The sequence below is a fragment of the Caulifigura coniformis genome (assembly GCF_007745175.1).
Lineage (GTDB): Bacteria > Planctomycetota > Planctomycetia > Planctomycetales > Planctomycetaceae > Caulifigura > Caulifigura coniformis.
The window spans coordinates 2,109,849-2,123,157 of sequence record NZ_CP036271.1 but is presented as its reverse complement, the minus strand read 5'-3'; the positions used below and the strand labels follow the sequence as shown (position 1 = coordinate 2,123,157).

Here is a 13,309-nt window from a genome sequence, read left to right as displayed (position 1 = left end):
GCGATTCCCGGATCGATCGAAAGCCGTTTCAGAGCCCTGCTTCGCACTGGCTGAATTCCTTGAGCAGTCGCGACGACACCGCCTGCGGGCAGGACCACACGAGAAAGAACATCGCCTCGCGGGCCAGTCGCTCGGCCGGGTGGCCCGCGACGAAACCGGCCCCTTTCGACGCCGTCAGAAACGCCTGGGACGTGGCGAGCGCCTGCGACGTCGCCCGGGTGCGCAAATTGTCGGCCGTGCAGTCGGGATTCGCCTCTCCACGGGAGGCGGCGAGCAGATCCCTCTTCAGTGTTGCGAGATCCTGTTCGAAGGCGACGGCAATTTCTTCCAGCGCAGGGCGCGACTGGGCTTCCGTCCGAATGCGATCGACGCAGTGAAACGCGTGGCCGAGCGCCAGGGCCGAGGTCGTCAGCGAACCGGTCCCTCCCGGGATTCCCTGCTGAAGAACCTTCTCGGCGGGACCGGCGAGAAAGTCCCGAGCGGTGACCTCGACGTCCTTCAGTCGAACCGGGCCCGTGGAACTCCCGTTGAGCGCCAGTAGCGATTCCGCCGCTGCGACTTCGATACCCGGCCGCTCCATGGGCAAGGCGAACAGCACCTGCGAGCCGTCCGGGAGCGTCGCTCCGGCGACGAGGATGTCGGCTGTTGCGCCGCTGGTGACCCAGGGGATCTCTCCGCTGATCCGGAACGCACTCCCCTTCGGCTCGGCAAGCACGGCGGGTTTGGCCGTGTGCTGGCGAGAGGTCGTCAGGTGCGAGATGCCGACGGTCGAGAAGGCGTCACCCGTGGCCAGTTTCGGAAGCCATCGGGCATTGAGCTCGGCGTTCGTCGACGCGACGAAACGGGTGCAGGCCGACTGAAACTGGCTGAGGATGAACGTGGAGACGAGGTCGGTTCGCGCCAGTTCGATGCAGCCGGCCAGTACCTGGTCGGATTTCAGGCCCGCGCCGCCGTAGTCGGTCGGAATCGTCCACCCCAGGACGCCCGCGTCGCGCAGCGCCTTCCAGGATTCGCGAGGCCAGACCCCCTCCGCAGCCGTCGGCCGCCCGACGTTGCGAAGGGATCGCGCTGTCTCTTCCGGACCCGGCAGACTCATTGATCCGCCTGGAGGTGCGCTTCCAGGAACCACAACTGTTTGTCGAGTTCGCGCGAGGCGCCCGTGAACAGGTCGGCCGTGTCGGCGTCGCCCAGTTCATCGGCCTCGTCGATCGATTTGCGGGTCGCCTTGCCGGCGACGCCGAACGCCGAGGCGAGTGCTTCCACGTGGTCCAGCCCGTCAGCAATGTTGAGCGGATAGGCCTCCAGGCTCGAACGCTTGGCGATCACCGGCACCGTTCCTTCCGCGATGCCCCCGAGGGCGGTGATCCGCTCGGCCGTGCTGTCGATCAGCGGCTCGAGAACCGCGGCGATCTCATCGAACAGTTCATGCAGTGCGATGAAGCTCGGGCCTTTGACATTCCAGTGGGCCTGCTTGGTCTGCAGCTTGAGATCGATCAGGTCCGACAGCCGCTCGTTGAGCAGCTTGCAGACGGCGGTGCGGGTTTTCAGTGGGAGGTCGTTACGGGTCTTGTGCATGGTGCTTCCTCAAAAGGTGTGCTTGAAAAGCCCGGCTTCTGACCTGGCTGTTCCGGCCAGCTTCATTTCGGAGTCGATCGTCATTTCCAGACGCAGGGCATTCAGACGGGGGGCGGGTTGCGATCGGAGAACTGGGATCGCTGGTGCCAGTAGGGATAGGTCAGCGGGATCGCGCTGGCTTCATCAAGCTGCTTCACATGCGCGGGATCGAGATTCCAGCCCATGGCTCCCAGGTTGTCCTTGAGCTGCTGCTCGTTGCGGGCGCCAATGATGACGCTGGAGACCGTCGGTCGCTGCAGGAGCCAGTTGAGGGCGATTTGCGGAACCGTTTTGCCCGTCTCTTTGGACACGGCGTCGAGCGCATCGACGACCTTGTAGACGTACTCGTCCTCGAGCGGCGGACCTCCGTCGACCACGACTGAACTGTTGAGCCGACTGTCTTTCGGCAGCGGCTGGCCGCGGCGGATGCGGCCGGTGAGTCGCCCCCAGCCGAGCGGACTCCAGACGATGGTTCCGATCTTCTGGTCGAGCGCGAGGGGCATCAGCTCCCATTCGTATTCGCGGGTGAGCAGCGAGTAGTACGCCTGGTGGCAGACATGGCGGGCCAGCCCGTACTTCTCCGAGACGGCCAGCGACTTCATCAGGTGCCAGCCTGAGAAGTTCGACGCGCCGATGTACCGGATCTTGCCGGCCTTCACGAGGTCGTCCAGTACTCCCAGGGCTTCTTCGATCGGCGTGAGCGCGTCGAACGCATGCAGCTGGAAGATGTCGATGAAGTCCGTCTGCAGCCGCTTCAGGCTCCCTTCGACCTCGCGGATGATGTGATGCCGCGACGAGCCGATGTCATTCTCGCCTGGGCCGCTGCGGAACGTCGACTTGGTTGAGATGATGACCTTGTCCCGGCGTCCCTTCGTGGCGTGGCCGAGAATTTCTTCCGCCATGCCGTTGGAGTACCGGCTGGAGGAATCGAACAGGCAGACGCCGGCGTCCAGGCAGATGTCGACGATGCGGCGGGCGCCACTGGCGTCCGTGTCTCCCCACGCCTTGAAGAATTCACCGACTCCGCCCCAGGTGCCCGTTCCCATCGAGAACGCTGGAACCTTGAAGCCGGATCCGCCGAGCAGACGGTACTCCATGGGATCTCCTCTACGTATGCAGTAGCGGCAACTTTCAAACTCAGTGTTTTGACACTGTAGGCGATCAGTCGGGAAAGGCTATGAGCCGACGTTGCGAACTGCGGCGGTTCCCAGTGGACGATGAACGCTGGCGGATCGCGAGTCGGCTGTTTGTCGACCAATGTGCCCCGCCTCCAGTCGTGCCGAGGACCGCTGCCGGCGGCGGAGGGCTCCTTCCGGAGTCCTTCCGACAATGATGATCTCGCTGCATAACCGCCGCTTTTGCAATGGTTTGTGCTTGCTTTATCGGAGACCGGCGTCGGCTGCCGACACCGTTCGGCACGGCGGTTGCCAATGGCTGTGTCACAAACCACCCGGCCCACTGACCCTGCTGCACCTGTCGTCGGCAAGCCTCAGCACGGCCCGCGATTGACATCGTGCTGCTTTAACCAGAATTGGGAGTCACTGCCATGCGTCGACTCATGTCCCTCACTCTCGCCACCGCATTCTGTTCGGTTGGCTTCGTCGGATGCTCTGATACGTCCACGGTCAAGAAGGAAGCCGAAGTCTCGACGCCCAGTGGCGAGACGAAGGTGACGGAAGAGAAGACGATCGAGAAATCCGGCGACGCTCCGCCGCCTGCGCCAAACCCGTAATCCTGCGGGTTTCCATTTCCTTCGGCCCAAGGTTGTGCCGTCGGAATCCAAAGTGAAAAACCCCGTGTCCCGGTCAGCGCAGTGCTGATGGGGCGCGGGGTTTTACGTTGGACGTGTTTCTTTTCTGAAGCGCGGTCCCGGTTCAGGGCCATCGGTCGGGACGGCTCGGGCCGTCCTAAGCTCTTCTCCGGAATTTCTCCCGGAATACCAGTTGCAATGGCGCTTGGTACGTCGATCGGCCAGCGAAATAACGGCGACACCGCGCTGGAACTACGCACGATTGACCGATTCGAGGCACTCCCCCCATTTCCCATCCCGCGTGTTTCTTCTTCAACAGCTCGCTGAAGTTTTCATGTTGCTCATTTGCTACTGGAGAGATTGATGTTTTGTGATGGCCGACGTCGTCGTCGATCAGGGTTTACGCTGATTGAACTTCTGGTGGTGATTGCGATCATCGCGATCCTGATTGCCCTGCTGCTGCCCGCGGTCCAGCAGGCCCGCGAAGCGGCGCGCCGCACGCAGTGCAAAAACAATCTCAAGCAGATCGGGCTGGCGCTGCACAACTATCACGATACGTTCACGTTGTTTCCGTACGGGTTCAACGGCGTCGAAGGTCAGTACGTCGTGCATGGACGCGACACCTGGCACCAGCAGATCTGGCCCTACATCGAGCAGGGCCCGTTGTACAACATGTACCAGGCCGACACGTCGAACTGGCTGATGTACACGCCTGACGCGATCGCCGGGCAGACGATTCCGGGCTTCTCATGCCCGTCCGACCCGAATGCTCCGAGCACACGTGGCGGCGGCAGCAGCCGTTCCAAGGGATTCCAGGGGAGCTATGCCGGAAACGCCGGCGTCGGCGCGACGTTCACCGTCGACGCCAACAACATCATCACCGTGACGAATTCGACGACCGTGGGTGCAGACTACACCGGGGTATTCGGCAACAAGTCGAACGTGAAAATCGGTGGAATCACCGACGGCACCTCGAACACCCTGCTGGCGAGCGAAGGCATTATCCGCAACGGCACTGGCGCGTTCGGTGAACTCGGCGGCTATTGGGGCGGTGGTCCGCACGGAGCGTACGGGTTCTCGACCGCCGCCGTTCCCAACACGTCGCTGGCGGATAACCCCTACTCCTGCATGGCGACGACGCAGCCGGGAGCGCCGAAGAACGCTCCGTGTACGGCGGTCAGCAGCGGCAACCGCTTCAACTATGCCCGGAGCTATCACACGGGCGGCGTTCACGCCGCAATGTCGGACGGCTCCGTCCGTTTTGTGTCGGAGAACATCGATGTGCAGACATGGATGAAGCTCGGCATTCGCAAGGACGGGCAGACCATCGGCGAATTCTGATCCGCGATTCCCGTTCGAGCTGAAGCCAGGCGGAAGGACTGCCTTTCCGCCTGGCTGTTCTGCGTCTCATTTCAGGGCCACGGACGACGGTCCGCGCCCGACTCTCCGACTCACCAGGAATTCAGTTGACGATGAAACTCTCTGTTTTTGCGTTGACCTGCGCGGCAGGTCTCTTGATTGCGGGATGCACCGGCGGCCCCGAAGGGCCGGCGACGGTCAAGGTAACCGGATCGGTCAGTTTCGACGGAGCGCCGGTGGCCGATGGCGACATCGTTTTCCGTCGCGCCAGCGACCAGATGGCCTATGGTGGCAAGATCGTCGGCGGAAAGTATGAGATCGAAACGGAACCAGGCGAGATGAAGGTCGAAATCACGGCCCGCCGTGAAGTGCCCGGCAAGTTCACGACGGTCAACGTGGTGAAAGAGCCGGTCACGGAGATGTATATCCCGAAGCAGTACAACACCAACACCGAGCTGACTGCGAAGATCGAACTCGGGCCGACGGCGCCGATCGACTTCGATCTGAAAGGAAAATAGCCCTCACAGGCTTTCCAGAACGCGACAAGACCCAGGCCCTGCGAACGCGGGGCCTGGGTCTTGTTTGATTTCCGCATGAGACGCGGCTTCAGGCGGTTGCCCGAACGCCTCGATCAGTTCGTCTTTTCGCGGATCCAGTCCGTGTGGAACATCTCGCCGCGCGGCTTGTCGAGCCGCTCGTAAGTGTGGGCTCCGAAGTAGTCGCGCTGGGCCTGCAGCAGGTTCGCCGGCAGCCGGCCGTTGCGGTAGCCGTCGTAGTAGCTGAGGGCGGAGGAGAACACCGGAATCGGCAGGCCGAGTTCCACAGCTGCTGCCACGACGCGCCGCCAGCTCGGCTGGGCTTTCTCGACCGCCTTCTTGAAGAAGTCGTCCAGCAGCAGGTTTTCGAGCTTCGGGTTCTTGTCGAACGCGCTCTTGATGTCGCCTAGGAACGCCGAGCGGATGATGCATCCGCCCCGCCACAGCATGGCGATGCCGCCGTTGTTCAGCTTCCAGCCAAACTCCTTCGCGGCCGCGTCGAGCTGCACGTAGCCCTGGGCGTAGCTGCAGAGCTTCGAGGCATACAGCGCCTGGCGGACGTCTTCGATGAACTGCTTCTTGTCGCCCTTGTACTTCGTGTCGGTCGGGCCGCTGAGCACCTTCGAGGCACGGACGCGCTCGTCCTTCTGGGCCGACAGGCAGCGGGCGAACACGGCCTCGGTGATGAGGGTCGTCGGCACGCCAAGGTCGAGGGCGTGCTGGCTCATCAGCTTGCCCGTTCCCTTCTGCTGGGCCGTGTCGAGGATCACGTCGACGAGGTACTTGCCCGTCTCCTTGTCCTTGACGGTGAAAATGTCGCGGGTGATCTCGATGAGGTAGCTCTCGAGTTCCCCTTCGTTCCACGTCTTGAAGACTTCGTACAGTTCTTCGTTCGTCAGGCCGAGGGCTTCCTTCATGATGAAGTAAGCCTCGCAGATCAGCTGCATGTCGCCGTATTCGATGCCGTTGTGCACCATCTTGACGTAGTGCCCGGCCCCGGCGTCGCCGACCCAGTCGCAGCAGGGGATGTCGCCTTTGGGGCCCACCTTGGCGGAGATCGCCTGGAACACGTCCTTGACGAACGGCCAGGCTTCGTGCGATCCGCCCGGCATGATGCTCGGGCCCTTGAGCGCGCCTTCTTCACCGCCGGAGACGCCGGTTCCGATGAAGCGGAGGCCTTCCTTGGTGAGCGTCTCGGTGCGGCGGTTGGTGTCCTTATAGTCGGAGTTGCCGCCGTCGATGATGATGTCGCCCTTCGAGAGCAACGGCTTGAGCTGGTCGATGACGGCGTCCACCGGCTTGCCGGCCTTCACCATGATCATCACCCGCTTGGGCGACTTCAGGCTGCCGACGAATTCTTCCAGCGTGTGGTAGCCCTTCACGCGATCGATCGTGCCGGGGAGCACCTTGTCTTCCCGCTCGTTCGGCAGGCTGGCGATGAACTCGTCCGTCGTTGCGGTCGTGCGGTTGTACACGCCCACGGAGAATCCGTGGTTGGCCATGTTGAGGACGAGGTTCTGGCCCATGACGGCCAGGCCAATAAGACCGATATCGTGAGTAGGAGCAGGCATGTGACGGAGAGTTTGTTCAGCGGAAAAGAAAACCCGCCCGCGATTTCGGACAGGGGCGGAAAGTCTACGAAATCGCGGGGGGCGACGCGACTTCGGGCCCTACCCGCTGAAAACGACTCACCGCAGAGACGCGGAGGAGAGGGAGATCACGGCCTGTGGAATGATCGCCGCCTGCTCTGCGTCTCTGCGGTGAACCTTCTTGAATCCCGCGGGCGGACACGGTTGAATGCCTCTCGCTCGCTGTCCCGCCGCATTGAAGGTCCCGCACCATGAATCTTCTCTCCACGCTTTCCGGCTCTCTGCTCGAGAATTTCTTCCCGGCCGGATGGGATCTCAAGAAGATCGACGCCTGTGTCGACGACGATCCCACGACGATCACGAAGCGGCAGAAGTGGTGGCACAAGGGATTCGAGCCGGTCCTGTGTGACACGTTCGGCGATTTCGACGTGCTGATGGGGCACGAGATCGCCCGGAAAATCCTGACGAGCCGGGAAGCGGGGGAGAAGCTGGCCCTGATCCTTCCAGTCGGGCCGATGGGGATGTACCGCTGGGCCGTCTACTTCCTCAAGGAGTGGAACGTCCCGTGCGACCACGTCTACGGCTTCAACATGGACGAGTGGAGCGACAAGGATGGCAATACCCTCCCCTCCACGAACCCCGGCGCGTTCCAGTTCGCAATGGAGCACGCGTTCTACGGACCACTTGGGAAACTCACGGTCCCCACGAAGCAGCGGCACTTCGCCCTGAAGAAGGTCCTTCCAACCTATGGCGACCGGATCGGCGAACTGAGGGCCAAAGGCGCCAAGCTGACCGTCATTTTCGGCATCGGGCGGGTCTGTCACATCGCCTTCTGGGAGCCGCATTTTGCCGGCGAATACGCCAACGAAAAGGAGTGGAAGGCCCAGACCCACCGCATCGGCGCGAAGCTCCACCCGCTGACGATCGAGCAGAACGCCATCACCAGTTTCCGCAGCCGCACAACGCTCGTGCCGGCCTACGCCAACACGATCGGCCCAGCGCTGTTCGCCAACGCCGACAGCATCATCGGCGGGGCCGATGGGGCCCTTGCCCGCGGCATGCAGTGGCAGGGGCTGAGCGTGTGGATGACGCTCCGCCACGGCCCGTCGCCCTGGATCCCGTCGACCTACATGCCGACGCAGCCGGGGCGGCTGTTCATCCTCAAGGAGCTGGCCGGGCCCCTCGTGGCCGACTGCAACTGAGCAAGTGGCCGCAAACGCAAAGCACCCCGGCTGCTCTTGGAGCAGCCGGGGTGCTTGAACGCGATCTCGAATTACTGCGTTTTCCGTTCCCGGTCGGGCTGGTAGTCCCACTTCGGGTTATCGTCGAACAGGAACTCGGCCTGATTCGGGTCGAAGCGGTCGCCGCGGCGGATGAACTTCTGCACGCCGACCTTCCGCTTCACGACTGGATTGCCGTCCGGGCCTTCTTCCTTCAGGTAGCCGTTGGAAAACCCGCGGAGGATGACCTTGAAGAAGTCGGTGTTCGGGTCGACTCCCTTGAAGGTGGCGACGCCGTAGATCCACTTCTCGTCCGTCGTGCCCGGCGGAACCGGCGCGGGAAGGTCCTGGGTCACCTGCACGCTGTTGAGGAACAGCGGGTCTTCCGCAAAGCGGCGCTCGACGCGATTGATCTGCTTCAGCGCTTCCGGAGAGATCACGTCTTCATGCACCGAGACAGGGATCTCCGTCTCCGGGTTGTCGTAGGTCACCAGCGTGAAGGCCGGAATGAACTTGTCCGGGCCGGGAAGCGGCTCGACGTCGTTGACCGGCGCGGTGTCGTCATCGGCCTTGCGGTTCACGAGCGGCCGGTTGATCGTGCGATACGCGAGGTACCACACCTGCTCCTTCCGCATTTCGCCGGTCTGCGGATCGCGGGCGTCGATGAAGACCATTCGCATCGGCTTCATCTCGACTTCGAGGACCCAGATGTTCCTCTGCCGGTTGATCTCTTCACCGGTGGCGTAGGAACGGAGGGTCTTCTCGAAGCCGCGCGTCAGCTCGGCGGCGGTCAGCGACGCCGCCGGCGTAAAGGCGGCGCCGATCGCGGCGCCGGCGACGACGGACGACAGGAATCCGCGGCGTGAGGCAATCACTCGAGACACAATCGACTCCCGATCGATTTCGCGGAGGAGGAAGCGGGATTCAGGGGCGCGATCGACCGCGGGTGGAGGCCGATTCGGGCGCGCAGCACCCCACCGTCCACCGACGTCAATCACCGAACATCATCGGCGATTGACTCACGATTTGCACCGCTTTTCCCCGGCTGGCCCCTTGTTTAGACTCGAAATCCGCCGTTCGCGATTCCTGATGGAGAACAACGCTGATGTGGAAGCACCGAGGTCTGCGGGTGATGACGATCGTGTCGATCGTGGCGATGTTCTTTGCCGCCCCGGTGGCCGCGGGCGTCGACTTCCCGGACAAGAATCTCGAAGCCGTCATCCGCGAAATCCTCAAGAAAAAGCAGGTCGACAAACCGGAAATCGATGAAGCCGACCTCAAGACGATCTATTTCCTCGAAGCGCCCAAGCGGGGGATCAAGGACCTCACCGGCGTCGACAAGTGCACCAACCTGGCCCTCATCAGCCTGCCCGACAACGAGATCGCCGACCTCACCCCCCTGGCGGCCTGCAAGAACGTCCAGTCGCTGACGCTCGGCAGAAACCAGATCGCCGACCTCGCCCCTCTCGCCTCGCTGACGAAGCTGCAGTACATCGACGTGTCGGGCAACAAGGTGGGGAGCGTCGAGCCACTGGCCGGCCTCGACAACCTCCGCACGCTCCTGGCCGCCGGGAACCAGGTCGCCACTTTCGAGCCGCTCTCCAGGCTGACGAAGATCCAGTCGCTCGATTTCGATGGCAACCAGCTGACGACCCTGGCCGGCGTGCAGGGGATGCGCTGGCTGTCGAACCTTCGCATTCGCAACAACAAGGTGGCCGATCTCTCGCCGCTCGCCGGACTGACGGACCTCAAGTTCACGTTCCTGAACGGCAATCCGCTCACGGATATCACACCGCTGGTGAACATGGCCAGGAACGACGTGGAAGGCCCGCAGCGGTTCGCTCCTTACTGGATGCTGTTCCTCGATATCGAGGCCCTGCCGGAGGCCATCCGGCCGCAGGTGGAAGAACTGCGCAAACTCGGGGTGCGGGTGAACCCGGCGAAGACGTAGTCGGTCGGCGCGTGTCTCGATCCATTGGCTGCCGGCATGCCCCGTTTCCCGCACCGTCGCCGATTGGCTTACGCAACCTGTTTCTCGGTTCTCGGGCTGGTGCTGCTCGGGGCCGCGACGACCTTTGACGCGGGAGCCGCGGCATTCTTCAGCGCCTGGTGCGCGGTGTGTCTGCTCATCCTTGCAGCCGCTTATTTCCGATCGTGGCCGCGCGTCTTTGGAAAAACGGACGCGGGGCGTCTGCGACCGGCGCGCGCGGTGGTCATGGCGCCTTACGTTCTGTTGTCTGTGATCGTCTGGCGCCTGCAGAACCTGTTCCTCGATCGGCAACCCTGGAGTCGCATCACTCCGAATCTGTTCGTCGGCCGGCGCTGCCATGTAGCAATGCTGCCACCCGGCACGACGCTTGTCATCGATGTCACGGCCGAGTTCCTGACGCCTCGCTCGATTCGAGAATCCGTTCCGTTTCTCTGCAGCCCGACGCTCGATGGCTGTGCGCCAACCCTCGAGCAATGTCGAGCAGCGTTCGAGTCTGTCTCCTGGGATTCTCACCCCGTCGTTTACGTCTGCTGCGCGAACGGCGCTGGCCGCAGCGTCACGTTCGTCGCGATGTTCCTCGGATGGCTCGGGCGGGCCGGATCGGCGGAAGAAGCGATCACGATGATCCGTCAGGCGCGGCGTGAAGCAGGACCGGGAACAGACCAGCGAGCGTTTCTCGTTGAGAATTTCCCTGTCAGGCCAGGCGAGACTTCAGCGGCATCTCACGAAAACTCTGCGCAACCCGGCTGATCACGCCGTCCTCACTGTCCGGCACGCTCGCCCGCCCGCTTCTGCGCCTGCCGCTTCCAATGGAGGTACTTCGTCAGCCAGGGCTGGCCCCATTCGGCCGATTTGCGGCCGGTCGTTTCGATGCGGCCGGCAGTGCCGGCATGCACTTCCCCGAGCTTCACGGCGATGTCGTCGAGGTGGTCCAGCGTCATCCGTCGCTGGATCATCAGGTGCGTCTCATGCACCTCGTCGTACGGGCCGTGGAAGTAGCCGAACACCGGCCCCGTATCGATCCCGGCATCGATCTTCAGCAGCGTCGTGCCGACGTTTCCCACGTCGTCATTCGCCAGCGCCCAGAAGCAGCCGTGAGCGTTGCGGTACTCCGGGCAGATCCCCGGATGGAGCGCAAATGCGCCGGTCTTCGCGACCTCGAACACCCGCGGCTTCAGGATGTGTTTGCAGCTGGCGATGATGACGTCCGGCTGGAGCGACGTCAGGAATTCAACGCACTCGGACGAGTTCGGGCTGCTCGCAATCAGAGTCGGCACGTCGTCGCGCACAGGCGGATACTTGGCGCAAAGCTCGTTGAGCTTTGCCTTGCAGAACGCCCCGTCCTCCGCCGCCAGGAACAGCCGCTGGTAAAGGCGGAATGCGAACACATCCAGCATCCGCAGCCATCCGATGCGCGACGCCTCGCGACGGATTCGCTGCCAGCGGCGTCCGCCGGTTTCCTTCAGAACGATGAGCCCGGCCAGGTCCGAGCACGAGCTCAGCCAGCGCGCCATTCCGACCCGCGCCAGTGGGGCGTCCTCCTGACAAATCAAGACCGTCCGCATGTTGCTCATCCGTGAGTGATCGACGTGAACCCGAAGTGTAACGCGGCCCCGCCAGCGAGTCCCGAGGAACTTGCCGTCTGATGAGAGACGCCGTGATGGGCCTCCGTTTCCGGAATGGCGGTCCTCCGTGCGACCGTGTATCACTTTCGCTGACGAAAGTTGGTCGGAGCTCGTGTCGTCACGGATGGCAGTCGTTGGTCATCGTTTCTGTGGGCTTGAGGAATGGTGGAAAGGGTCCCCGCAGCGGAGCCCCGAGGCCGCGCGTGGATCGCGCGGTGCGCTCTCGTCGTGGCGATCGCCGTGGCCGCATTTGTTTTCGCGAGGACCGGCCGCTTCGTCCCGGAAAGAGTCAACGACACCGCCGGATACACCGACTTCGATTTCCGCTCCTGGAAAGGAGTGCTGACCTCGATCCGCACGCCCGGCTATCCCCTGCTCCTCCGGGCGATCGGGCTCATCTCGGCGTCTCCAACCGCGGTCCCCGTGGCCCATTTCGTCCTGTTCGCCGCAGCCGTGTGGCTGTTCTTCGAGGCGCTCCGGCAGATGACAGGGCGTTGCTGGCTTTCGTTGTGGATCGCGGCCTGTCTGCTGTCGTCCGCCATCTTCGTGACCTACAACCGCACGATCGCCACCGATACCCCGGGGGGCGCCATCGGGGTGCTCAGCGCGGCGCTGCTGCTGTTCTGGACTGTCCGCCCTCGTCTGGCCCTGCTGCTGGCGATCGGCGGCGCGACGGTCGCCGGCTGGCTGATCCGGCCGGTGGGGGTGTTTCTTGTCGTCTGGATTCCGCTGGTCGGCGCATGGCTCGTTGCCTGGCGCTCACACTCCTCCCTGACAGATCCATCCGCTCCTCCGGCCGACGCTCGACCGACACCGGCGGGCGCTTTCCTCCGTCTTTCGCTGACGGCCGTGATCCCGCTGATGGTATGGATCGGACTCCGGGGCGCGCTGTTCGGCCACTGGGGCGTCGCCTGCTTCGATGGCTACAACCTGATCGGCCTCGCGGGCCAGTTCGTCACGCCGGAAACAACCGCCCGGCTTTCCCCCGATCAGCGGCAGGTCGTCGAGGCCGCTCTCGCCAGCCGGGCCGAACGCAGAAAGGGAGGGGCATGGTTTCTGGATGAGCCTCCCCTGCACTACCTGCGGCTTGAATACAACCACGACGACACGATCTGGAAGGACTACCTCCCGCCAGCGCGGCAAGTGGTCGGCGACGAGCCTTTGGCGCTGAATGCGTTCCTGGGCGGAATGGCTCGCACGATCATCGCCAGCCAGCCGCTCGACTACTGCGTCTGGCTGGTCAAGGCGACACGGCAGGCGGTCCGGAAAGTCTTCAGCGACACGCTCCAGTATCCGGTCAGCCTGGCGTTGCTGCTTGTGGGAGTCGTTTTTTATCTGACACTGCCGCTGCGCCCGCCGCCGTCCGGGGACGCAATGCAGACACTGGCAACACTCCGGCTCGTCGCCGTTCTTGCAGTCTCGTACGCCGTTCTGAATCTTCTCTGCACGATTCCGTTCGTCCCTCCGCGGGAGCGGATGACCGATGCGGCCGCCTTGTGGGGCCCTCCCCTCCTGGCCGCCTGGGTCGCATCGCTCGTGTCTCGATGCCGTCACCGCGGTGCGGCCGCCGTCAACAGCCCGGCTTCCGGGTCTTGATGCTGCGCATCACTCGTCAGGCGTCGTGAA

The 13,309-nt window shown here is 63.3% G+C and carries 13 protein-coding genes; 7 read left to right on the top strand and 6 right to left on the bottom strand.

The annotated features are described in order from the left end of the window. Positions 1–28 precede the first annotated feature (28 nt). From Pan44_RS08425 to Pan44_RS08415, 3 genes are all read right to left on the bottom strand, one after another. Complete coding sequence (locus tag Pan44_RS08425; protein ID WP_145029126.1) at positions 29–1,096, bottom strand: acyl-CoA dehydrogenase family protein; 1,068 nt, start codon at positions 1,094–1,096, stop codon at positions 29–31. Further along, positions 1,093–1,575 carry a DNA starvation/stationary phase protection protein Dps gene (gene dps / locus Pan44_RS08420; RefSeq protein ID WP_145029124.1) on the bottom strand — a complete coding sequence of 161 codons (483 nt, stop codon included), beginning with the start codon at positions 1,573–1,575 and terminating at the stop codon, positions 1,093–1,095. Before dps ends, Pan44_RS08425 begins: the two co-directional genes overlap by 4 nt. Before the next feature lie 101 nt (positions 1,576–1,676). After that, positions 1,677–2,711 (bottom strand): aldo/keto reductase, encoded by a 1,035-nt coding sequence (locus Pan44_RS08415; protein WP_145029122.1) that lies wholly within the window; start codon positions 2,709–2,711, stop codon positions 1,677–1,679. Positions 2,712–3,160: 449 nt separating this feature from the next. Here Pan44_RS08415 and Pan44_RS08410 point away from each other — a divergent pair, with 449 nt between their 5' ends. From Pan44_RS08410 to Pan44_RS08400, 3 genes are all read left to right on the top strand, one after another. Further along, positions 3,161–3,346 carry a hypothetical protein gene (locus Pan44_RS08410; RefSeq protein WP_145029120.1) on the top strand — a complete coding sequence of 62 codons (186 nt, stop codon included), beginning with the start codon at positions 3,161–3,163 and terminating at the stop codon, positions 3,344–3,346. Between the two features lie 381 nt (positions 3,347–3,727). Further along, the gene (locus Pan44_RS08405) at positions 3,728–4,705 is read left to right on the top strand and encodes a DUF1559 domain-containing protein (RefSeq protein WP_145029118.1); all 978 of its coding nucleotides are present in this window, start codon (positions 3,728–3,730) and stop codon (positions 4,703–4,705) included. A 131-nt stretch (positions 4,706–4,836) separates the two neighbouring features. After that, positions 4,837–5,241, top strand: coding sequence for a hypothetical protein (locus Pan44_RS08400; protein WP_145029116.1), 405 nt, complete (start codon positions 4,837–4,839; stop codon positions 5,239–5,241). A gap of 113 nt (positions 5,242–5,354) precedes the next feature. Here the strand turns inward: Pan44_RS08400 and gnd are convergent, their stop codons facing one another. Further along, complete coding sequence (gene gnd / locus Pan44_RS08395; RefSeq protein ID WP_145029114.1) at positions 5,355–6,830, bottom strand: decarboxylating NADP(+)-dependent phosphogluconate dehydrogenase; 1,476 nt, start codon at positions 6,828–6,830, stop codon at positions 5,355–5,357. Positions 6,831–7,099: 269 nt separating this feature from the next. Between gnd and Pan44_RS08390 the strand changes: the two genes are divergently transcribed. Beyond that, entirely contained in the window at positions 7,100–8,050 is a 951-nt protein-coding gene (locus tag Pan44_RS08390; RefSeq protein WP_145029112.1) for a sugar phosphate isomerase family, read from the top strand. A gap of 71 nt (positions 8,051–8,121) precedes the next feature. Here the strand turns inward: Pan44_RS08390 and Pan44_RS08385 are convergent, their stop codons facing one another. Beyond that, positions 8,122–8,952, bottom strand: a complete 831-nt coding sequence (locus Pan44_RS08385; protein WP_145029110.1) for a hypothetical protein — start codon at positions 8,950–8,952, stop codon at positions 8,122–8,124. A gap of 221 nt (positions 8,953–9,173) precedes the next feature. On the opposite strand from Pan44_RS08385, the gene Pan44_RS08380 reads away from it, so the two are divergent. Together Pan44_RS08380 and Pan44_RS08375 are read left to right on the top strand one after the other, a co-directional pair. Further along, a complete protein-coding gene (locus Pan44_RS08380; protein ID WP_145029108.1) occupies positions 9,174–10,019 on the top strand; it encodes a leucine-rich repeat domain-containing protein in 846 nt (281 codons plus the stop codon). 36 nt (positions 10,020–10,055) lie between these two features. Beyond that, positions 10,056–10,808, top strand: coding sequence for a protein-tyrosine phosphatase family protein (locus Pan44_RS08375; RefSeq protein WP_145029106.1), 753 nt, complete (start codon positions 10,056–10,058; stop codon positions 10,806–10,808). An 11-nt stretch (positions 10,809–10,819) separates the two neighbouring features. On the opposite strand, the gene Pan44_RS08370 is transcribed toward Pan44_RS08375, so the two are convergent. Beyond that, positions 10,820–11,623, bottom strand: coding sequence for a formyltransferase family protein (locus Pan44_RS08370; RefSeq protein ID WP_145029104.1), 804 nt, complete (start codon positions 11,621–11,623; stop codon positions 10,820–10,822). 300 nt (positions 11,624–11,923) lie between these two features. Between Pan44_RS08370 and Pan44_RS08365 the strand changes: the two genes are divergently transcribed. Next, positions 11,924–13,279 carry a hypothetical protein gene (locus Pan44_RS08365; RefSeq protein WP_145029102.1) on the top strand — a complete coding sequence of 452 codons (1,356 nt, stop codon included), beginning with the start codon at positions 11,924–11,926 and terminating at the stop codon, positions 13,277–13,279. The last annotated feature ends 30 nt before the right edge of the window (positions 13,280–13,309 follow it).